Origin of the sequence: Bacillus sp. GMs2/2 (assembly GCF_050172095.1) — a bacterium.
GTDB classification, from domain to species: domain Bacteria; phylum Bacillota; class Bacilli; order Bacillales; family Bacillaceae_G; genus Bacillus_A; species Bacillus_A cereus.
In genome coordinates this window covers 1-21,584 of sequence record NZ_JBNLYE010000053.1, presented here as the reverse complement: position 1 = coordinate 21,584, position 21,584 = coordinate 1, and the positions used below count along the sequence as shown (strand labels likewise).

Below are 21,584 nucleotides of genomic sequence, written 5' to 3'. Positions count from 1 at the left end.
ATCTTTTAATATTATTAAACACATTGTCTGTTATCCGATTTCCAAAATTCATATTTTTATTTCCTCTTGTATGAATGGCTATTATTTTGATACCTGTATCAAAATAATGATATACAGGTGATCCACTTTGCCCTTCATAAGTATCAATCTTGTATGTTAGTCTGCTAGGATTAACACCTTCAATTGGACCATAATCTCTCCACATTGTGTAACGTTCATTTCCTATTTTATCAGCTGGATATCCAGGAATCACCGCAAGTAAACCTTTTGGTGATTCTACATAAGTAGTTCTATATCCAAACCAACCCGTATAATCTCCTGGAGACCCATTTAATTTAATCGTTCCATAATCATAATTTGAATTTTCGTTATCAGTCCATCCACTTACCGAGTAAAGTTTTGTTCCTTTATAAGGTAAATACGGTGCTTGTCCTCCATTACGTCCTGGAGTTACAATAACATTTGTCGCCCATCCACCAATTTCTTTATTGTAAATACAATGTCCAGCTGTCAGCACTGTATCTTTACTAATTAGTGCTCCTGTACATCCATAAATTTCTCCACTATTATACTGAGTTGCTATATGGACTACAGCACTATACGGATATGAAGTTGTATCATTAACCCGTATTCGATCATCTATTCCTATAACAGAATAGGTAAGAATGTTAGGTGAATAATTTAACTTCGTATTTTCTAAGAAGGCTCCCCAATCTTCCCCACCATGTTTACGCCCTTCAAATGAAGGTGAAACAAGATCTTCTCCCCTTCGATCATTACTATACAAAGATTGTTCTTGAAAAAGTACACGTTCTCCCTCATTTGAAACTGATGTCCACGGTACATCTTCTGCATACACCTTCTGATTCACCAAAAATACTGTACAAAAAAAGATAAAAAGAACACCAAAACTATAAAGAGCCAACCTACATCTTATAGAAATAAAGCTATCCAACATAACTTACCTCCTATACAAATGATAGCGAACAATTGAAGATCCCTTTATAAATTCTAGTTTTTCTTTTTTTAGAAGTCAATGTAATTAATAATGATTATCATCATTAATTACATTGACTTAACAAAATCAAACAATAAGTCATATTCTTTACTCTGCGTTCAAAAACCTGTCTCATTAAAGTTTCACCATATTACATAAATCCATAACCTTTTTCACAATCAACTCCGCAGTATTCTCTCCCGGTGGCATTAACAAATTTGTAACTGTTCCATACACAATAGGACTTAATTCTACTTCATATCCGCCATATGCATATTCGTCTTTTGTCGGTAAATAACCAAGATATCCGTTCATATATCCACCAAAGAAAGCCAATTCATTTTGAAGGCTCTCTTTCATTGCTAAGGCAGTTTCTGAAAAAGGTTCCATCGGTATACCTGAAAACATACCATCATTAACTTGAAACAGTTGAACTTCTAAATCTATACATAACTTCCGAATACCTTGCCTATATTTCTCTAATACGATAGCAAGCCATTCATCCGTATTCACGCCCCACTGCTTCTCGGCTAATCGAGCCATGCTTCGTATCTCATCAATTTCAGGAATATCCTTCAACTTCATTTGCATCATACTTGAAACTGTCCTTAATTTTACAATTGGACTATATGTAACTGTTGGTAACATCGTTAATACATGTCCACTAAGTATGTAAGCCATTTGTTTTAACGCTTCCCTTGAACCGCGATATTTCGCATTCACATTTCCAGCGGCACCTTGAACAATAATAACAGGGCAGTTCACTATCTGCTCTAGAATCTCTCTCGTTATTCCAGGATAATCTGCTGATAATTCATCGCTATCACCTTTTAAAACATTCGGATGCGCAGTACAAAATACTATAATCCCAGATAGCTCCTTCGTTTCAGCATTTCTGATTGCCAACATGCCAATTCGTTTATCTACAACACCCTCAATATTTGTTCCCATCTTTGCTCTTCCATCAGATGTTCTCTCTCGTCGGTTTACACCGATATCACCTGTCGTAACACCCCATCCAACTTCGCATCGCTTTAAATTGTTATTTGCAGTAACAGCACCATGTACTACATTATTTACTAAAATCATTTTATACGACTGCACTAGCGGATCATCACCGACTGTCTCTGGACCGGAATGCGTATGAGTATAAACAACCGTTATTCGCTCAAATGGCACATGAAGCCTACTTGCTACTCGCTCACGAATCATATTCGTATCTTCTACTAACATCCCAATATTATCGATACTTATAAACACAGTTTTCATTTCATCTTTTTCAAATACAAAAACTGTCCCATAAATACGCTCTTCAATATTATTTATTCCTGTCTCTCTATGATATCCGACAAAATCAATACCTACAGGCGGCGTAATATCAACCTTACATACCCCTATTTTGCTCATTTAAATCACTCCATTTCTCTATATAACTCCCTTTTTTCAAGAATAGCATATTTAACTTGGTTCCAAATAAAAAGAACGGACACAGTATCCTATGTCCGTTCTTCCCCTCACACATACTTCCGATGCACCATCTTACCATCATAAGAAAACACAACGCCCTTACTCTCCACAATGGACTCCATATGCACCGTTCTTCCCCATAGTTGATGAAGATATGGTAATACTTTTTCTAAGTATTTTAAATCGAGCTCGATTCCTTCGTAACTATGTTTAATGTATAATTCTCCGTTCTTTAAGTAGTCTCCATCTTCTACTACTAAGTACGGGAACCCACCATTTGTACGCATACTTACGAGTTGATCACGTACATTTTCCCATTCTTTATCTATTACCTTATATTCTTTTCCTTGGCGCTGGAATAAGTACATATCTTCTCGCATAACAAGATCTTTATTTAAGTAGTTTCTTAAGAACGATACGTCCCATTCAATTTCTCGTACTTCAAACATTTTGTCACGGCCCGATCCTGGTTTTACGCCCCGTCGCTTCATTTCTTCAGTCGGATTGTTGTACCGTTCTTCAATATCTTCAAAGATTTTAATACCGAGGTAGTATGGATTAATACTTGTTTTTGATGGCTGAACGACACCTGCATTTAGTTTCGCAAATTCAATTGCTTCATCAGAGGTTAAGTCCATTTCACGAAGTATGCGTTGATGCCAGTAGGATGCCCAGCCTTCGTTCATGATTTTCGTTTCAAGCTGCGGCCAAAAATATAACATTTCTTCGCGCATCATCGTTAATATATCACGCTGCCAATCTTCTAACTCACGGCTATATTCTTCAATAAAGAGAAGTAAATCCTTCTCTGGTTGCGGTGGGATTTTCTTCTTTTTACGTATATTAGAGCGCTCTTGTTTTTTATTTCGGTTATCTAAATTCCATAAATCATCGTATTGCGATACCTTTTTCTTTTCTACTTCTTCCTCTTCTAAATCATCAATACTCCATGCGAGCTTCGGACGCATAAGCGACGGATCAATATGCTCTTGAATGGCAAGTACGGCATCTAAAAATGTTTCTACCTCTGCTTTTCCATACTTATGCTCATAAGCTTTCACACGGTCCGCTGTTGCGGCCATACTCTCTACCATATCTCGCTTCGTATTTGAAAAACGAATATTATTTTTGAAGAAGTCACAGTGTGCTAAAACGTGCGCGACAATTAATTTGTTTTGAATTAAAGAGTTCGTATCTAATAAAAAGGCGTAACATGGATCAGAGTTAATAACGAGTTCGTATATTTTACTAAGTCCTAAATCGTATTGTAATTTCATTCTGAAAAATTGTTTTCCAAAACTCCAATGTGAAAACCTTGTCGGCATCCCATATGCACCAAATGTATAAATAATTTCCGCTGGACATATTTCATAACGCATCGGATAAAAATCAAGCCCAAATCCAGTCGCAATTTCCGTAATTTCCGCAATCGCATATTGCAGTGCTTTATCGTCACTTGCTCTCATTATTTTCCCTCCTTACACTTTCCCTTAAGAAAGTGTATGATGAAGAACAAGCTTTCATGAGGATTGATTGCATAATAAAAAGACACCCCCGCAAAAACGAGAATGTCTCATCTATTAACCTTCAATAATCTCCATCTTCTCCGTAATCGGAGTACGTGCTTTTCCTTCTGGCGCTTTATCGAAATAGCCGATATGAAGAATTCCAACGATACGTTGGCCTCTTGTTAAACCGATTCCTTCTATAAATAATGGATTGTAGTTTAATCCGCCTGATTTCCAAACGCAACCTAATCCGCGTTCCCAAGCAAGAAGTTGGAAGTTTTGCATGAATGCACATGTTGCAGCATAATCTTCATCACGTTGAATTTGACGCGGATCTTCATTTATATATACAACGATTTGTGCAGGCGTGCTTAAAAAACGATCTGATAAAATTTTACCGCGTTTCGCTCTTTCTTCTTCCGTGAAAGAGTTTAATACTGCATCTACTAATTTCTTGCGGCCTTCTCCGATGTATAGTTTACAATTCCATGGTTCACGGTGCTTATGATTTGGTGCCCATGTTGCATCGTTTAATAGTTCAATTAATAAATCTTTTTCTACTGCTTTGTCTGTAAATGTACGAACAGAGCGTCTTTCTTTAATCACATTAGCGATGGAAGTATATGTAGTCATATTTATCTCTCCCTTATTTTTATCTATATGTATAAGTTTATCGTCATCATTGATATTGATTTTCAATTTCGATTATACCTTAGTTTTTTACTATTAATCAATGTTTTATGTTGGAAAACTTCTAAAAACGTCATTTCATACTGTGAATAAAAAAACTTGATTTGTTCACAAGTATTTCACATTTTATGGAAATGATATATGTACAGTTTTCTACATTATCCATCTAGGAGGAGTTTACATGTACAAAAAAATCGCTGTTTGTATGACTATGGCAGCATTATTATGCGGGATATCTACTTTCCCCGCTTCCGCTGCCACACCAAAAGAAGTAACAATGCATCACCATAACCCAATTTTAGAAGAAGAAATGCAATCGCTAGAAAAACTCGGCTATAACAAACATGAAATTTGGAAAGCTGCTCATATTGCAAGAATTAGTAATAAAGAAATAAAAGATGTTTTAGCTTACTATAAGCAAAATAAATCTTGGGAGAAAACAGCCGAGCATTTCGGTGTAGATCCAAGTAAGCTGAAAAAGCATCATATGAATAAAGAAACAAAGCAAGCACTGCTACAACAGTTAGCAACTATGCAAAAATCTACACCGGATCAGCTAAAGCAAAAAATGAAAGAATATAACATCAAATTGCGTCATCTTACTGTGTTAACAATCATCTCTCAAAAAAGCAATACCCCTCTTGATGATGTATTAAAGATGAAAAAAGATGGAATGGACATTAAACAAATTGCCGAAAAATTAAATGTAAAAAGAGAAGATATACGAGCGGAAATGATGAAATTAGTGAAGTCTATTAAAGAACAAAAAACAAATTAAACAGCTAAAAAGGAAGAGGCTTTCACCACTCTTCCTTTTCTTTATGAACTTTCAATTTTTAAGTATAAATTCCCGTCTTTCCCAAAAACTAACACAAGTAAATGATGTAAGTTAGGGGTGAGAAAATGTTCGGTTTATCATCTAAGAAATCAAAAAAGACTAATACAAAAACACTTTGTTCTATTCCAGAATTTATACAAACCATGAAAGAATCAAGCGATTTTGTCTCTTATAACATACTTAAAGATGAAACGTTGTGCTTGTTTTATTATAAATCTGTCGTGGAAGCACTTATTATTAAACAATTCATTTTAACTCCTATAAAAAAGGAATCGGAACAAATCCAAAACATCTCTGATTTATGTAATATTATCTCTATTGAAGACATTATTACCTCCCCTTCTATTGATGATATTCGTGAAAAATTATTAGGTGGATATATTTTAATACGCTTAAAAAACAATTCGAATCCTGATCAATATGCTTTAATTCGTGCCGAAAGTACTGTTTTAGGAAAACGATTATATAACGATACAGAAAATGAGTATAGCGTAATCGGGCCTAAAATCGGTTTCGTTGAAAACCTTGATACAAATATCCACTTATTACGCCGAAATATCGTAACGGAGCAACTCATTTTTAAAGAAGTTACCGTCGGATCTATATCAAAAACGAAAGTAGCAGTTGCTTATATAGAAGGAATTACAAATGAACAATTTGTCAACACCGCAATTCAACGGTTAGAAAACATTGACTTTGATGTCCCATTTGATGCAACTATGATTGAGCAATTTATTAGCGATAATAGCAATTCACCTTTTCCTGTTCTATTACCTACAGAACGATTAGATCGAGCTGTATTTGCATTAATTAACGGGGAAGTTTTAATTTTAACAGATGGCTCTCCATATGCTTTATCAGGACCAACAACGTTACTGGATTTTTTCATTTCACCAGAAGATTATTATTTACCGTGGATGATTGGATCGTTCTTTCGTATTATTCGTTTTTTCGGAGCTATATTTTCTCTTTTTTCCTCCGCTATTTATACAGCGGCTTTAACATATCATTATCAAATGATTCCTGCTGATTTACTAGGTCCTATTATTTTCTCGAGAGCTAACGTACCTTTCCCTCCTATTCTAGAAGCACTCTTTTTAGAAATTACAATTGAATTGCTTCGTGAAGCAGGAGCACGTTTACCAACGAAAGTCGGACAAACGATTGGGATTGTTGGGGGGATTGTAATTGGACAAGCATCTGTTGAAGCAGCTTTAACAAGTACAATTTTATTAATTGCAGTTGCTTTATCCGCCCTTGCATCTTTCACAACACCGACCGTAAAGATGTCTTCTACTATCCGGTTGTTACGCTTTCCGCTTATTCTCTTAGCCGGTGCATTCGGAGGATTAGGCCTCGCTGTCGGATTTGTATTTATTTTAGCTCATTTAATTAAATTAAAATCACTTGGATCACCTTATTTATTACCTTTATATCCATTTCGTGGTTTAGGTACAGCAGAAGGTTTTCTTCGATTACCATTTAGCCAAACGGCTCAAAGACCTTCTTTTCTTAGACCAAAATCAAAATGGCGCTACAATCCAAACAAATCGAAGCAAAAACGTGATGGTGAGAATGAATGAAGAAAATTTTATTGCACCTTATCATTATCTTCTTCGTTTTACAAACTGGCTGTACACAAACGTATATAGTAGATGCACAGCGTATTATTCATATTGCTGGATTTGACATCACAAAAAACAAAAAATTCCAAGGAACTATTCTATTCCCAGAGTACACACATGGTGTAAAGTCTAAGCCAGAGACTCAAACAACATCTGCCCGTTCACTTGAAACAATTGCTTCACGATTGAATGCGAAATCTCCTCACAATGTTGTTGTAGGTCAAATGCGTGTCGTCCTATTTGGAAAGGCTCTAGGAGAACGCGGAATGAGAGAGATTATTACTAACTTACAACGTGACCCAAATATCGGGCGTGATGTACAACTAGCCATTGTAGATGGATCTGCTGAAGAGCTTTTAAATTACGGGAAAAAAAATGGGTCTTTATATATTGCTGATTTACTCGAGCAAAATATAAGAAATGAGAACATTCCACAAACTGAATTAAACATTTTTTTATATAATTATTACTCTTCTGTATGTGATGCCTATGTTCCTTATATTAAAATGGACGATAATCATTCTGTCGCTGTCAAAGGACTTGCCTTTTTAAAAGGCGATAAAGTCGTCATGTATACGGATAAAAGACATTCTGTTTTAGCAAAATTACTTATTAATCCTACGAAAAATGGACGTTACGAAGCAGCAATAAAAAAGGATAAACATAAAGGTATGGTTGTGATACAAAACTTAGCTGGGGAAAATAAGTATGATATAGATCAAACTGGTGACATACCAAAAGTAAAAATCCATTTAAAATTAAATGGATTAATTAAAAACTCTCCTAATTGGATTGATTTAAGAAAAGAAACAAATATCAACTATATAAAAAAACAAATTGAACGAAATGTCGAAAAAGACTGTGAAGATTTAATAAAACAATTTCAAGAAAAAGAAATTGACCCGTTAGGAATACGGGATGAAATTAGAAGCCATACGAGAAAATGGAATATAAAACAAATTCGAAATATGTATAAAAATGTAGCGGTGGATATAAATTTAGATCTTAATATTGTACAATCTGGAATCGGAGAATAGTGAGGTGAAATAAGCAATGAATACAATGAATAAAACAAAGACAGTATCTCCATATTTTGCATTTATTTTATTGCATTCTCTCCAGATTGGTATAGGAATTCTCGGATATCAACGTGTAATTTTGAAAAATGCAGGTTATGATGCTTGGATTTCTCTTATTATTGCGGGGATTGCAACTCATATTGTACTGTTTTGTATGTTAAAAATGCTTGAAAAAGACGGAGATTTAATTAGCATTCATACAACAACCTTCGGAAAATGGGTTGGCTCTATATTTTCTGTAATTTTCACTCTTTATTGCTTATTATTTTGCCTTACTGTTCTTCGTACATATATGGAAGTGATACAAGTTTGGATTTTCCCTACCATTAAGTTATGGAAACTTACGCTTATGTTTTTATTAGTCACTTACTACATTATAAAAGGTGGCTTCCGTTCTGTGACAGGGATATGTTTTTGGGGTATTGTTCTTCCTATTTTCGTTGTATTCTTTTTAATCTATCCAATGAAATATGCTCATTTCCGTAATATTTTACCTATTTTTACACATTCACCTTTTGACATGCTTATATCTGCAAAACACTCTGCATTGGAATTTCTAGGGTTTGAAACAATTCTTATCTTTTATCCCTTTATTGAAAAAGGAAAATCTTTAAAGCGATGGGCCCATGCTGGAATTGCTTTTAGCACCTTAATTTATGTAGTTTTAGCTATCGTATCTTTTATGTATTACAGCGAGGGACAATTAAACCGTACTATTTGGCCTACTTTAACGATGTTAAAAATAATTAAAGTTCCTTTTATTCAGCGCTTTGAATATATTATTATTTTCGTTTGGTTTTTAATTATTTTACCAAACCTTTGCTTAACCATTTGGTCATCATGTCAAACGATGAAGCGTTCCTTTCATATTTCATTTAAATTTACATTACCGTTTTTTATTTTCATCATATTTTCAGCTTCTCTACTTTTCACAAACCGTGAAAGTATCAACACATTAAATACCGTACTATCTCAAGCGGGTTTATATATTGTATACGCTTATATCCCGATTTTATTTTTGTTTCATTCACTAAGATGGCACTTCAAAAATCGTTCAAAAAAAACTTCTCCCTAGGTGTCCCTTAGTCTGATACAATTTGATTAATACATTTGTAAAGGGGACAAGCGAATGAAAAAGTATGTATTTTCTTTACTTGCAGTACTAAGCTTAATTCTTGCTGGATGCGGAAGTACAGGTACAAATGACCAAAAATCTTCTGAATCAAAAAAAGAAGAACATGACCACGCATCGCACACTCATCAAGCTGACATTCAAGAGAAAACAAAAGGAGTCGACACACTTCCAACCTTCCTAGATAAGCTTGATCCACAAATGAAAGATATCTACACCGTCGCTGGACAAAATGCAGAGCTATTAGATTGGATTCCATGCTATTGTGGTTGCGGTGAAAGTGTAGGACATAAAAATAATAAAAACTGCTTTATTCGTGAAATTAAAAAGAATGGTGAAGTTGTTTGGGACTCCCATGCAACGACTTGCGTCAATTGCCTAGAAATCGCAGTTGAATCTGCTTCCATGAAACAAAAAGGAAAATCAACGCTTGAAATTCGCAACTATATCGATAATAAATACAAGGAAGGCTATGGCAAACCAACACCTACGCCAATGCCAAAAGCTTAAAAACGAGGAAACTCCTCGTTTTTTCTTTTCATTCACTTTTTTTCTTAACAAATTCTTTCAAGTGTATTTCCCCTTACTTATCACACACTATATATAACTCTCGGTAAGGAGGGTACACAGTGCAAACATATAACGACTATGATAAAGCTCTCTATTACACGTATTGCTGTAATTGGGATAAATTACTCGTTCTCATGGTTCAAACGAACGATCAATTATTTTCTAAGCGTATTGAGCATTTTTTACACGCTTATCAATACAGCAAGGAACTGCCAGAAGTTGATAAACAATTGCAGCTCCTATTTCAATATATTGACCACGCATCCCAAAAGTCGCATGTAGAAGAAGTAGAACAAATTCAAATGTAAACTATAGCGCTATTCTCTTCCGGAGAATGGCGCTTTTTTTAAATTTTTATATCAATAAAAGTTTCTCCTCATAAAACTTTTATTGATAAACATATTTTTTCTTTCTTTTCCATACCACTTCATACTATAATTTAGTATGTAACTATTATAAGAGAGGTATAAAATATGGGACGAGAAAAAAAGCAAGAATATGCTTTACTTACCGCATGGGGAGCTTCTTTTATCGCTACACTGGGAAGTCTTTATTTTTCCGAAATCATGAAATTTGAGCCTTGTGTACTTTGTTGGTATCAACGTATTTTTATGTATCCATTCGTTTTATGGCTCGGTATCGCTGTAGCAAAAAAAGATTATCGCATCGCAAGTTATTCTTTACCAATTGCAAGTATTGGTGCTTGTATTTCTTTATATCACTATGCAATTCAAAAAGTCCCAGCGTTTTCAGCTGCTGGAGCAGCTTGCGGTCGTGTACCCTGCACCGGAGAATTTATAAACTGGTTTGGTTTTATTACAATCCCGTTTTTAGCACTTATCGGCTTTATTACAATCGCTGTTTGTAGCTTTATTGTCATCAAAAACAAATAAGGAGATGAAAGAATGAAAAAAATGCTTATATTTGGTGGTATTATTATCGCCTTGTTTGCGGCAATTTTCGCTGTAACACAAATGGAAGAAAAAAACGCTTCAACTAGCCAAAAGATTGATAATCCTACTGAAAGTAAGACAAACGGTCCTGACTACTACACAAATAAAATCTCTCTTTCAGATCTTCAAAAGAACTTAAAAGAGAAAAAAGAAGAAACAGTATACTTTTATCAAACATCTTGCGTTCATTGCCAAAAATTATCTCCTGTCCTAGTGCCAATGGCTAAAGACTTAAACGTTGATATGAAAGTTATGGATATTGAAAAATTAGATGCTCCTTGGGATGAATATAAAATTCAAGGAACACCAACAATCATTCATTTTAAAGATGGCAAAGAAGTGAGCCGTATTAGCGGTGAACAGCCGAAAGATAAATTAAAAGAATGGCTTGAGCAAACGAAAAAGTAACGAGAAAAGGAAACTCCTTCTACACATGAAATGGGTGTAAAATCCCACACTAATGTATAAGGAGGGGGTTTTATGCCAGAAGTAAGATGTTCTGTTTCCAACTGTTCTTTTTGGGGACAAGGTAACTTTTGTCAAGCAAGTGCGATCATCGTTCAGCCTGATGCAGATGAAACTGGTCAAACTGAAAATGATTCATATACAGCTGCTGTTTTAACAAACGAGACGCTAGAAAGTTCTGTAGCAACGAGTGTAGAAACTTGTTGTCATACATTTAAGCCTAGATATTAACAATTATTCCACCTCATATACGTGAGGTGGTTTTTTCTTTCTCTCTTCTTGTTTACGTCATCTCTAATTCTCCCTATAATAAAGTTAACTTTTATGAATACGAAGGTGAAATACTATGGCTAAAACAATTGCAGATATCGCCAAATTGGCTGGCGTTGCAAAAAGCACAGTCTCTCGTTACTTAAACGGCGGATATGTAAGTGATAAAACAAAACTTAAAATCGAAGGTATTATTCAGGAAACAAATTTCTCTCCCAATACATTTGCTCAAAGTTTAAAAGCAAAAACAACAAATTTAATTGGTGTCATCATCCCCCGATTAGACTCCTTCGCTACAATGAAAACACTTATCGGGATCGATAAAACATTACAGGAAAATAACTATCAAATGCTTGTAGCAAATGCAAATCAAACAACCGAAACTGAAATACAAGCAATTGAAAACTTTATAAAACAAAAGGTAGCTGGCATTATTTTATTAACAAAAACATTAACGAATGAACATCAAAAAATTATGGCTAATTCAAACATCCCTATTTTATTCGTCGGGCAAGAATATAAAGATCAATATTGCCTCGTTCACGATGATTATGATGCAGCTTATGAGTTAGGGGCATACGTTTTATCCCAAGGCCATCGACATATTGCCTATTTAGGGATAGAAAAAGATGATATTTCTGTTGGAATACATCGAAAAAATGGTTTTCAAAAAGCAATTGAAAATTTAGAACCGACTTGCAACGTTTCATATTACGAAACAACTTTCCGCATAGAAGATGCCATGAAACAAGTACAACATATTTTAGATAATAATCGCCCAACTCTTATCGTATGTGCTACAGATAACATCGCTCTTGGCGCAATGAAAGTCATTCACTCCCACTCCCTTTCTGTACCAGGTGATATTTCTGTAACAGGATTCGGTGGATATGATATTTCAGAAATGGTACACCCTAGTTTAACGACAATTGCGTTTGACTATGAGTATGCTGGAAAGCTTGCTGCCACTTCTCTTTCACAGCTTGTTGAAAACAAAACTATACCAAAAATATTACACTCTCGTTATACATTAAAAATCCAAGAAAGCGTTGACAAAATATAAAGGCGCTCTATAATAAAATTAAAACCGGTTCCACATTTTAAAAACAGGATTTTCAACATCATTTCCCTGTTTTTTATTTTAACTCGTTACGGAACCGGTTCCATAAAAGAGAATTTATAGTAAGGGGGAATTTTTATGGATATGAAGCAAATTGCAACTCAAGTAATACAGAACATTGGTGGAAAGGAAAACATTGTTCGTGCCACACATTGCGCGACTCGCCTTCGTCTTATATTAAAGGATGATACGAAAATAAACTCTGCAGAAATCGAAAGCATCGATGGAGTAAAAGGTGCTTTCGCAACGACCGAGCAATATCAAATTATTTTTGGAACTGGCATAGTAAACAAAGTATATGATGAATTCTCAAAACTAATTGGAATAGCCGAACTAGATTCTACAACATCAAACGATATACCTAAGAAAAAAATGAACCCTATCGCCCGCCTAGCAAAGACACTATCTAATATTTTTGTTCCAATTATTCCAGCTATCGTCGCAAGCGGTTTACTTATGGGTCTACTCGGAATGTTGAAAGCGTTTAAATTAGTTCCTGGAGATCACTCACTTATCCAATTACTTGATATGTTCTCAAGTGCAGCTTTCATTATTTTACCTATTTTAATTGGAGTTAGTGCCGCTAAAGAATTTGGTGGTAACATTTTCTTAGGTGCAGTTGTTGGTGGTATATTAACTCACCCAAGCTTAACAAATCCTTGGACTCTTTCAAATGCAAAACCAACTGTTTTACATTTCTTTGGTATGGATATTGATATGATTGGCTATCAAGGTACTGTTTTACCTATTTTATTATGCGTATATGTTATGAGTACAATTGAAAAAGAACTTCGAAAACGTGTTCCGAACTCTTTAGATTTATTAGTTACACCATTCTTAACAATTATTATAACTGGCTTTTTATCACTTATTATTATCGGACCAATTGGATATAAAATCGGTGACGGCATTACGTACCTTTTAAATACAATCTATCAATTTGCAGGACCAGTAGCTGGACTTATATTCGGCGGATTGTATTCAACAATCGTTCTTACTGGCTTACACCATAGCTTCCACGCTATTGAAGCAGGCTTACTCGCAAATAAAGATATCGGTGTCAATTTCTTACTCCCTATTTGGTCAATGGCGAACGTTGCACAGGGCGGTGCTACTTTAGCTGTCTATTTCAAAACAAAAAACAAAAAAACGAAAGAAATTGCAATTCCGGCCGCAGCTTCAGCATTTTTAGGAATTACAGAACCAGCTATTTTTGGTGTCAATTTAAAACTTGGTAAACCATTTATTGCAGCAGCTATTGGCGGCGCAATTGGCGGCGCTTACGTTGTTTGGATGCAAGTGGCGGCTAATGCATACGGTTTAACAGGTATTCCGATGCTTACAATTGTTGCACCTCTTGGCATGATGAACATGATTCACTATATAATTGGTTTCGCTATTGCAGTTATCACTGCTTTTGTTGCCACATTCATTTTATATAAAGAAAGTAAATAATAACGGGGTGAAAACCTATGTCAAAATATAAAACAATACTGCAATCTAATAAAGACGAATTACATTCTTTATATGAAATTGCAAACCAAGATTCATGGAAACCAATTTATCATATCCACCCACCATTTGGATTAATGAATGATCCTAACGGTGTATCCTACTACAATGATGAATATCACGTTTTTTATCAGTGGTATCCATTTGGTCCCATTCATGGAATAAAGCATTGGGGGCATGTGAAGTCAAAAGACCTTATTAACTGGGAGCGTATGCCTGTAGCCATCATCCCTACTGAAAGCTATGAATCACACGGTGCATATTCTGGTAGTGCTATCGTAAAAGATGGCCTTCTTCATTTACTTTATACAGGGAATATAAAAAAGCCTAATGATTCCCGTGATGCAAAACAATGTATGGCAACAATGGATTCACAATATACGGTGACGAAATATAGTAATAATCCTGTTATTGATATAATTCCTGACGGATATACAAAACATGTACGTGATCCAAAAGTCTGGAAACATAATGATATGTACTATATGTTACTCGGTGCCCAACGTGAAAATAAAACAGGAACTCTATTACTATACAAATCACAAGACCTATACAATTGGCATTTCCAAGGTGAAATTACAACAAATTTAAAAGAATTCGGATTTATGTGGGAATGCCCCGATTACTTCCAATTATCAGGGAAAGATGTACTTCTCTTTTCACCGCAAGGAATTGAAAAAGACGGCGAAAACTTTCACAATATATACAATGTCGTTTATGCCATAGGCCATTTCGATATTAAAAATTTATATTTCCATGTTGATTCCTATTACGAAGCTGATAAAGGATTCGATTTTTATGCCCCTCAAACTTTAGAAGACTCTACTAGTCGTCGCCTATTGTTTGCTTGGGCAGGATCAAGTGAAATCACATATCCTTCTGATGATTATATGTGGGCTCATTGCCTAACACTTCCACGTGAATTAACATTAGAAGATAACATCTTAAAACAAAAACCAGTTTCAGAATTAACAAAACTACGAACAACAAAAAAAGAAATTTCAGGAGATATAACAGCTGGATTAAATGTATTATCAACGCTTGATGATAAAGGCTCCTATGAATTAATTGTTACACTTAAAACAGAAGATGCAAAGCGTTTTGGGCTTTCTCTCTTCCACAATGAGGAGGAATGTTTCCCCATTACATTTAATCGGGCACAAGGTACTATTTCTATAGACAGGGGCAACTTCTACCATCAATTTGGCGGAGAATATGGATTTGAACGCTGTAAAAAAATCGATATTCAAGATACGATAGAACTACAAATATTTGTAGATAAAAGCATCGTGGAAATTTTCTTATACGATGGTTCAACAGTCTTTACGTCCCGAGTTTTTCCTCGAAAAGACATGAAACATCATATCGCAATCTTTTCAGATGCAAAACTAAACTTTATCATCACACAATATAAGCTGAAAAGAGGGATTGTATGAGAAATGTCTTTTGTATAGGTGAACTATTAATTGATTTTGTGTGCCGAAATACTAACGTTTCTTTAGTAAACGGTTCAGATTTCGAAAAAAAAGCTGGTGGAGCACCCGCTAACGTTGCTGCTGCGATTACAAAATTAGGTGGACACGCTACATTTATGGGGCAAGTAGGAAATGACCCATTTGGTGAGTTTCTTGAACAAACTTTACAGCGTGCGCAAGTCGATACATCCATGCTCATAAAAGATAAACAAACAACACTTGCATTCGTATCCATCGATCAAGATGGGGAACGTGATTTTACTTTTATGCGTGGTGCAGATGGTGAATATCAATTCAATAGCATTGATTTATCAAAAATACAAACGAATGATTTAATACATTTCGGTTCAGCGACAGCTTTACTATCAAGCCCATTAAAAGAAACGTATTTTCAGTTGTTACAATATGCGAAAGATAACGGCCATTTTATTTCTTTTGATCCAAATTATCGAAGTGCACTCATTACAAATACAGAACAATTCTCTCAAGATTGTCTAACCTTTATAAAACATGCACACTTCGTAAAAGTAAGTCAAGAGGAAGCTACTATGCTCTCTAAAGAGAGTGATTTACAACAAGCTGCACTCAAATTATTAAATTATGGCGCAAAAGTAGTAGCTATTACACTTGGAAAAGACGGTACACTTCTTGCGACAAATGAAGGTCAAACCATTGTCTCTTCTATTTCCATTCAACAAGTCGATACAACTGGTGCTGGTGATGCTTTCGTTGGAGCAATGTTATATCAGATTGCCCAAAGTGAACATACACTTTCATATCATTTCAAAGACTTAACAGCGTTTATCTCCTTTGCAAATAAAGTAGGTGCTATCACATGTACAAATTACGGTGCAATTGCCTCTCTTCCATCATTAACAGATATAAAAGCATACGATTAATCGTATGCTTTTTTACATTCCCCTCCAAAAATCATGCATAATAAAAAAGTACAAAATAACGAGAACGGCCGTCCCGCATAAGGTAATGCGCCGATATATACTCTTCTCTCCTTCCCTCGCTTTCACAAACGCCCAAATAAATCCGAAGAACAATATTAAATCAACATATGGAACATAAAAAGAAAAGACGAGAAACGCATATAAATACACAATAAATAAACAGGTCGTTACTAAAAAAACTTTAAACGCAAATTCACTTTTCATAATATAACCGCCCCCTATCTGTACTGTATTATATTCAGCAAAATATAATAGTTGCAGTTAAACTCCAAGTATAAATAAGCTACCGTCTATAAAACGGTAGCCATTACGGAACATTGTATTCTCGTTTATATATATTACTTAAAATCGAAGAAGGAATTTGCTCGTAACGAATTTTCTCTCCTGTTTCATCTATAATATACAAATTGTTTCCTATATAATATATTCCATCTTTTCGTTTTGAGTACACTGGATATCTTTCATTTGGCAATACCGTTTTCACTTTTGTTAACTGTCCATTTGGTTCTTGCCAATATATATCCGCGCGGTCTACTAGCGTAAGTACTCCAATTTGTTCTTCTTCTATTTTCCGACTATTCCAGCTCACAACGCGATAACCAAGCTTATTCGCTTCATATTCGGGGCTCGTATGAAAACGAGAAATGATTACTTTTGTTTGTAATTGTACTCTGTCATATAACCATTGTATATCCCTGTCATGCATGCGAATACAACCATTTGATTCCCTACTTCCAATCGTCCATTCCCGATTTGTCCCGTGAATCGCATATTCATTCTTATCTAGTCCAAGCCACCTCGTACCGAGAGGATTATTCGGTGCACCCCCAGGTATTTTTTTTCGATGGTATTCTTTATTTTTAAATTTAGTTATAATACAAAAGTTACCTTCAGGCGTAGGTGTACGATCTCTTCCAGTCGTTACTGGAAATGTTTTTGTATAATTTCCATTCTCAAAAAAAGACAACTGATTTGTCGTAAGATTCACTAATATTAAATGATCTGTATTAGCAAAAGCACTAACCGGTAGGATGAAAAATAATAGTATGACGAAACATAACTTTTTCAGCTATATCCCCCCTAGCGCTCACTATAATAAGTGGAATTAACATTACTTTGCTCTTATAAATGAAAACTATCCATTTACAATAACGCCCCCATTTACATGTATCATTTGTCCAGTAACATAAGAAGAATCACCAGACGCTAAATATACGTATGCCGGCGCTAACTCATATGGTTGACCAGGCCTTTGCATTGGGACATTGCTCCCAAACTGAGAGACTTTCTTCTCATCAAAGCTCGATGGAATAAGCGGTGTCCAAATCGGTCCTGGTGCAACACCATTTACCCGAATCCCTTTTTGCACTAACGATTGAGAAAGTGATCTTGTAAAAGCTACGATTGCTCCTTTCGTCGCGGAATAATCAATTAACGTTTCATTTCCTTCATATGCAACGATAGATGCCGTATTTATAATGACATCCCCTTTCTTCAAATGAGAAAGGGCTGCTTTCGCAACGTGAAAATAAGAAAAAATATTAATACGAAAAGTCTTTTCTAGCTGTTCTGCTGTAATATACTCTAGTCCTTGCTGCGGATATTGCTGCGCGACATTATTTACCAAAACCTGTAAACTACCTAGCTGCTGGACGGTCTCTTGAACAACATCTTTACAATGCTGTTCATCACTTAAATCACCCGGCAACAATACACACTTTACACCTTCTTTCTCAACATATTGCTTCGTCTCATTAGCATCTTCTTCCTCATCTAAATAAGCAATCGCAACATTTGCTCCTTCTTTTGCAAAAGCGATGGAAACTGCTCGTCCAATTCCGCTATCTCCCCCTGTAATTAATACATTCTTTCCTTTTAACTTTTCGCTACCTTTATAATTGGGATCTTCAAACTGTGGTAGAGGATTCATTAATGATTCAATACCAGGCTGCTTATTTTGATGTTGCGCAGGCATTGTTATAAAGTTTTTTTGCTGTGGCATAGCTGCTTTCAACTCCTTTTCCTTAGCATGTGCACAATAAAAAGCTGAAATTCACACATCGGTTTACGATTAATATTCGAATTTAAGACACAAAATATGAATTGTTATAAACTTTTTATGCAAAACTATTGCAAAATAGATAAAAAACGAATATTATATATAACTGTTGTGAAAATTATTCGTAAACAGAAAGGATGTTTATATGTTTAACCTTTCAAAACATAAAACTTCTATTAAAACTGAAATTATGGCAGGTATTATTACCTTCTTAACAATGGCATATATCATTGTCGTAAACCCTGTTATCCTTGGAGATGCAGGTGTTCCATTTGAACAAGCATTTACAGCAACAATTATTGCTGCTGTTGTCGGAACATTATTTATGGCAATCTTTACAAACTTACCAATCGCAATCGCGCCAGGTATGGGATTAAATGCTTACTTCTCTTACTCTGTTGTAAAAGCGCATGAAGGCATGACTTTCGCAATTGCATTCTCTGCTGTATTCGTAGCAGGTATGATTTTAATTTTGCTATCATTTACATCTTTCCGTACAAAATTAATGGAAGCAATTCCTGAAAACTTAAAACATGCAATTACTGCTGGTATCGGGTTATTTATCGCCTTTATCGGTTTACGATTAACTGGTATCGTTACAAAAAATGATGCAAACTTAGTTGGACTTGGTGATCTTCACTCTGCTCCAGTTCTACTAGCATTAGCTGGACTTGGAATTACTATTATCCTTATGTCTTTAAATGTAAATGGCGCACTATTTATCGGTATGCTATTAACTGGTATTATCGCTTTCTTCACAGGACAATTAACATTCTCAAACGGTGTTACATCAATGCCTGGATTACCAGAAGGAATTATCGTTTCAAATCCAATTACTGCTGTATCTGACGTAATTAACTACGGATTATACGGCGTTGTATTTTCATTCTTCCTTGTTACATTATTTGATACAACAGGTACATTACTTGGGGTAGCTCAACAAGGTGGATTTATGAAAGACGGAAAACTCCCAAAAGCTGGACGAGCTCTTCTATCTGACTCATTCTCAGCAACTATTGGTTCTATGTTCGGAACGACACCATCAACAGCTTACATTGAATCATCTGCTGGTGTTGCAGCTGGTGGTCGTACTGGTTTAACAACTGTTACAGTAGCTGTTCTATTCGCACTAGCAGCATTCTTCGGACCATTAGTAAGTGCTGTCTCTGGTGTATCAGCTATTACTGCTCCATCATTAATTATCGTTGGTAGTCTTATGATGGGTTCAGTTCGCCACATCGATTGGGACGCATTTGATGAAGCATTCCCAGCATTTTTAGTAATCTTAAGCATGCCTCTTACATCAAGTATCGCAACAGGTATCGCACTTGGATTTATTTCATATCCACTTATGAAAGTGGCAAAAGGTAAATTCCGTGCTGTTCACCCACTTGTATATGTATTTGGAATTTTGTTTGCTTATCAATTGATATTCTTACCACATTAAAAAAGTAGAGCATCGAAATCCGATGCTCTACTTTTCTTTTACAACAATCATTCAAAATATGAAGAAGGTTATAACCTTTTAATACTTCTCTTCTACCTTTAATTCTTTACTATACTTTTGAATGAAAACTGATGAAATAACCATTACTATGCCCACACTAAAACCAATAAGTTGATCTATTAACATTTCATCATGAATAAACCAGCGAAGTAAAAATACGCTACCAAAAATAAACATCATAATAAACCCAATATGCCTAAGTCCTTTATAGACATTTTCCATATGTATCACCTCTTCACATAACATTATCCATATTATACCATGCAACCATCAAGTAACCGTATCGTCCTCTGACAATATGCAGCTACCTTTTGATCATGTGTAACAACTAGCACTGTTTTTCCTTCTTTATTAATCTCTTGTAAAATACTCATAATTTTCTCCCCATTTTCTTGATCAAGAGCACCAGTCGGTTCATCAGCAAGTATAATTTTTGTATCTTGTGCTAAAGCCCTTGCTATTGCTGTTCTTTGCTGTTCTCCTCCTGATAACTCGTAAGGATATTTGTTAATATGCCTCTCAAGCCCTACCATTTTCAGCATTTTTTTTGATATTTGCATACGTTTCTTATGAGAAATTCTTCTATATATAAGCGGAAGCATTACATTGTCAACAACTGTATAATCATCTAATAGCGAAAAGTTCTGAAACACAAATCCAACTTCCGTGTTTCTATACTTATGATAATTTGACTTGAATGTACTCGTATCCATTCCATCTAAAAAATACTTTCCAGTAGAGGGGCTATCAATTAAACCAATAATGTTAAGCAAGGTTGATTTCCCAGAACCAGATGGTCCCATAATGGCTATCATTTCGCCTTTTTCTATTGTAAGATTAATATCTTGTAAAGCACTAAAATTACTCTTTCCATATCCCTTAGCCACATTTGCGAGCTGAATCATTTATAACACCTCTTTCATATATGTATTTTTTATTTTTAGTACATTGAAATAAATGATTGCATATATAACGAGGATCATTACAAGTGATAAAGCACCTATAACAACCAATGATTCTATAGAGACTTTTAACGTTCCAAAGAAAGATACTATACTATTTTCTAGCCCTTTCTGAATTTCAATTACTCCGCTATTCTCCCATTGAAAATACATTATGCCTATACATATCGCTAAAACGAATAGCAACATATACTCAATAATAAATGGAAGACATATTTGAAAAGTGCTTGCACCTAACGCTGATTTAATAGAAATACTTTTACGCTCCATATAAAGTGCTGCCATTGATGTTAATACAATAGATAGAAATGAAAAAAATAAGACTGTACCGCTTAATAATAAGGGGTATGACATATTATCAATACCTTGTTTTTCGTTTTCTAACAATTTATTCGG

Annotated in this window: 24 protein-coding genes; 14 read left to right on the top strand and 10 right to left on the bottom strand. The window is 35.1% G+C overall.

Annotated elements, in window-relative coordinates; all coding sequences use genetic code 11:
- The 4 genes from ACQGS6_RS10135 to ACQGS6_RS10120 all read right to left on the bottom strand — a co-directional run.
- The coding region (locus tag ACQGS6_RS10135; RefSeq protein ID WP_426965096.1) for a trypsin-like serine peptidase at positions 1–958 on the bottom strand (958 nt) is incomplete at its 3' end.
- 174 nt (positions 959–1,132) lie between these two features.
- Positions 1,133–2,404, bottom strand: a complete 1,272-nt coding sequence (locus ACQGS6_RS10130; protein WP_100616984.1) for a neutral/alkaline non-lysosomal ceramidase N-terminal domain-containing protein — start codon at positions 2,402–2,404, stop codon at positions 1,133–1,135.
- Between the two features lie 107 nt (positions 2,405–2,511).
- Complete coding sequence (spoVR, locus tag ACQGS6_RS10125) at positions 2,512–3,930, bottom strand: stage V sporulation protein SpoVR (RefSeq protein WP_426965095.1); 1,419 nt, start codon at positions 3,928–3,930, stop codon at positions 2,512–2,514.
- Between the two features lie 114 nt (positions 3,931–4,044).
- Positions 4,045–4,605, bottom strand: a complete 561-nt coding sequence (locus ACQGS6_RS10120; protein ID WP_000214819.1) for a nitroreductase family protein — start codon at positions 4,603–4,605, stop codon at positions 4,045–4,047.
- Positions 4,606–4,843: 238 nt separating this feature from the next.
- On the opposite strand from ACQGS6_RS10120, the gene ACQGS6_RS10115 reads away from it, so the two are divergent.
- From ACQGS6_RS10115 to ACQGS6_RS10055, 13 genes are all read left to right on the top strand, one after another.
- The gene (locus tag ACQGS6_RS10115) at positions 4,844–5,440 is read left to right on the top strand and encodes a hypothetical protein (RefSeq protein WP_000276961.1); all 597 of its coding nucleotides are present in this window, start codon (positions 4,844–4,846) and stop codon (positions 5,438–5,440) included.
- Positions 5,441–5,565: 125 nt separating this feature from the next.
- Complete coding sequence (locus ACQGS6_RS10110; protein WP_000467492.1) at positions 5,566–7,083, top strand: spore germination protein; 1,518 nt, start codon at positions 5,566–5,568, stop codon at positions 7,081–7,083.
- Positions 7,080–8,162 carry a Ger(x)C family spore germination protein gene (locus tag ACQGS6_RS10105; protein ID WP_025966896.1) on the top strand — a complete coding sequence of 361 codons (1,083 nt, stop codon included), beginning with the start codon at positions 7,080–7,082 and terminating at the stop codon, positions 8,160–8,162. The genes ACQGS6_RS10110 and ACQGS6_RS10105 overlap by 4 nt, the downstream gene beginning before the upstream one ends.
- A 16-nt stretch (positions 8,163–8,178) precedes the next feature.
- Entirely contained in the window at positions 8,179–9,279 is a 1,101-nt protein-coding gene (locus tag ACQGS6_RS10100) for a GerAB/ArcD/ProY family transporter (RefSeq protein WP_001095037.1), read from the top strand.
- Between the two features lie 54 nt (positions 9,280–9,333).
- The gene (locus tag ACQGS6_RS10095) at positions 9,334–9,846 is read left to right on the top strand and encodes a PCYCGC domain-containing protein (RefSeq protein ID WP_426965094.1); all 513 of its coding nucleotides are present in this window, start codon (positions 9,334–9,336) and stop codon (positions 9,844–9,846) included.
- Between the two features lie 119 nt (positions 9,847–9,965).
- A complete protein-coding gene (locus ACQGS6_RS10090) occupies positions 9,966–10,214 on the top strand; it encodes a YhdB family protein (protein WP_001195459.1) in 249 nt (82 codons plus the stop codon).
- Positions 10,215–10,379: 165 nt separating this feature from the next.
- Complete coding sequence (locus tag ACQGS6_RS10085) at positions 10,380–10,799, top strand: disulfide oxidoreductase (protein WP_000532264.1); 420 nt, start codon at positions 10,380–10,382, stop codon at positions 10,797–10,799.
- A 12-nt stretch (positions 10,800–10,811) separates the two neighbouring features.
- Positions 10,812–11,267 carry a thioredoxin family protein gene (locus tag ACQGS6_RS10080; protein WP_000738440.1) on the top strand — a complete coding sequence of 152 codons (456 nt, stop codon included), beginning with the start codon at positions 10,812–10,814 and terminating at the stop codon, positions 11,265–11,267.
- A gap of 72 nt (positions 11,268–11,339) precedes the next feature.
- Positions 11,340–11,555 carry a DUF1540 domain-containing protein gene (locus tag ACQGS6_RS10075; RefSeq protein ID WP_001115482.1) on the top strand — a complete coding sequence of 72 codons (216 nt, stop codon included), beginning with the start codon at positions 11,340–11,342 and terminating at the stop codon, positions 11,553–11,555.
- A 115-nt stretch (positions 11,556–11,670) separates the two neighbouring features.
- Positions 11,671–12,657, top strand: coding sequence for a LacI family DNA-binding transcriptional regulator (locus ACQGS6_RS10070; protein WP_001140396.1), 987 nt, complete (start codon positions 11,671–11,673; stop codon positions 12,655–12,657).
- 135 nt (positions 12,658–12,792) lie between these two features.
- Complete coding sequence (locus ACQGS6_RS10065; protein ID WP_000367323.1) at positions 12,793–14,169, top strand: sucrose-specific PTS transporter subunit IIBC; 1,377 nt, start codon at positions 12,793–12,795, stop codon at positions 14,167–14,169.
- Between the two features lie 17 nt (positions 14,170–14,186).
- Entirely contained in the window at positions 14,187–15,662 is a 1,476-nt protein-coding gene (gene scrB / locus ACQGS6_RS10060) for a beta-fructofuranosidase (protein WP_000049734.1), read from the top strand.
- Positions 15,659–16,600 carry a carbohydrate kinase family protein gene (locus ACQGS6_RS10055; protein ID WP_001246642.1) on the top strand — a complete coding sequence of 314 codons (942 nt, stop codon included), beginning with the start codon at positions 15,659–15,661 and terminating at the stop codon, positions 16,598–16,600. The genes scrB and ACQGS6_RS10055 overlap by 4 nt, the downstream gene beginning before the upstream one ends.
- A gap of 12 nt (positions 16,601–16,612) precedes the next feature.
- Here the strand turns inward: ACQGS6_RS10055 and ACQGS6_RS10050 are convergent, their stop codons facing one another.
- The 3 genes from ACQGS6_RS10050 to ACQGS6_RS10040 all read right to left on the bottom strand — a co-directional run bounded on the left by ACQGS6_RS10050 (position 16,613) and on the right by ACQGS6_RS10040 (position 18,662).
- Entirely contained in the window at positions 16,613–16,864 is a 252-nt protein-coding gene (locus tag ACQGS6_RS10050) for a hypothetical protein (protein WP_000834195.1), read from the bottom strand.
- Between the two features lie 103 nt (positions 16,865–16,967).
- A complete protein-coding gene (locus ACQGS6_RS10045) occupies positions 16,968–17,729 on the bottom strand; it encodes a L,D-transpeptidase (protein ID WP_044584150.1) in 762 nt (253 codons plus the stop codon).
- 66 nt (positions 17,730–17,795) lie between these two features.
- Positions 17,796–18,662, bottom strand: coding sequence for an SDR family oxidoreductase (locus ACQGS6_RS10040; protein WP_001136259.1), 867 nt, complete (start codon positions 18,660–18,662; stop codon positions 17,796–17,798).
- 202 nt (positions 18,663–18,864) lie between these two features.
- Here ACQGS6_RS10040 and ACQGS6_RS10035 point away from each other — a divergent pair, with 202 nt between their 5' ends.
- Entirely contained in the window at positions 18,865–20,166 is a 1,302-nt protein-coding gene (locus ACQGS6_RS10035) for an NCS2 family permease (RefSeq protein ID WP_000482710.1), read from the top strand.
- Between the two features lie 78 nt (positions 20,167–20,244).
- On the opposite strand, the gene ACQGS6_RS10030 is transcribed toward ACQGS6_RS10035, so the two are convergent.
- The 3 genes from ACQGS6_RS10030 to ACQGS6_RS10020 form a co-directional block, all read right to left on the bottom strand.
- Complete coding sequence (locus tag ACQGS6_RS10030; protein ID WP_000432804.1) at positions 20,245–20,448, bottom strand: hypothetical protein; 204 nt, start codon at positions 20,446–20,448, stop codon at positions 20,245–20,247.
- Positions 20,449–20,480: 32 nt separating this feature from the next.
- Positions 20,481–21,131 carry an ABC transporter ATP-binding protein gene (locus ACQGS6_RS10025; RefSeq protein ID WP_000615294.1) on the bottom strand — a complete coding sequence of 217 codons (651 nt, stop codon included), beginning with the start codon at positions 21,129–21,131 and terminating at the stop codon, positions 20,481–20,483.
- Positions 21,132–21,584 (bottom strand): FtsX-like permease family protein (locus ACQGS6_RS10020; RefSeq protein ID WP_426965093.1); only part of this gene is annotated, 453 nt, incomplete at its 5' end.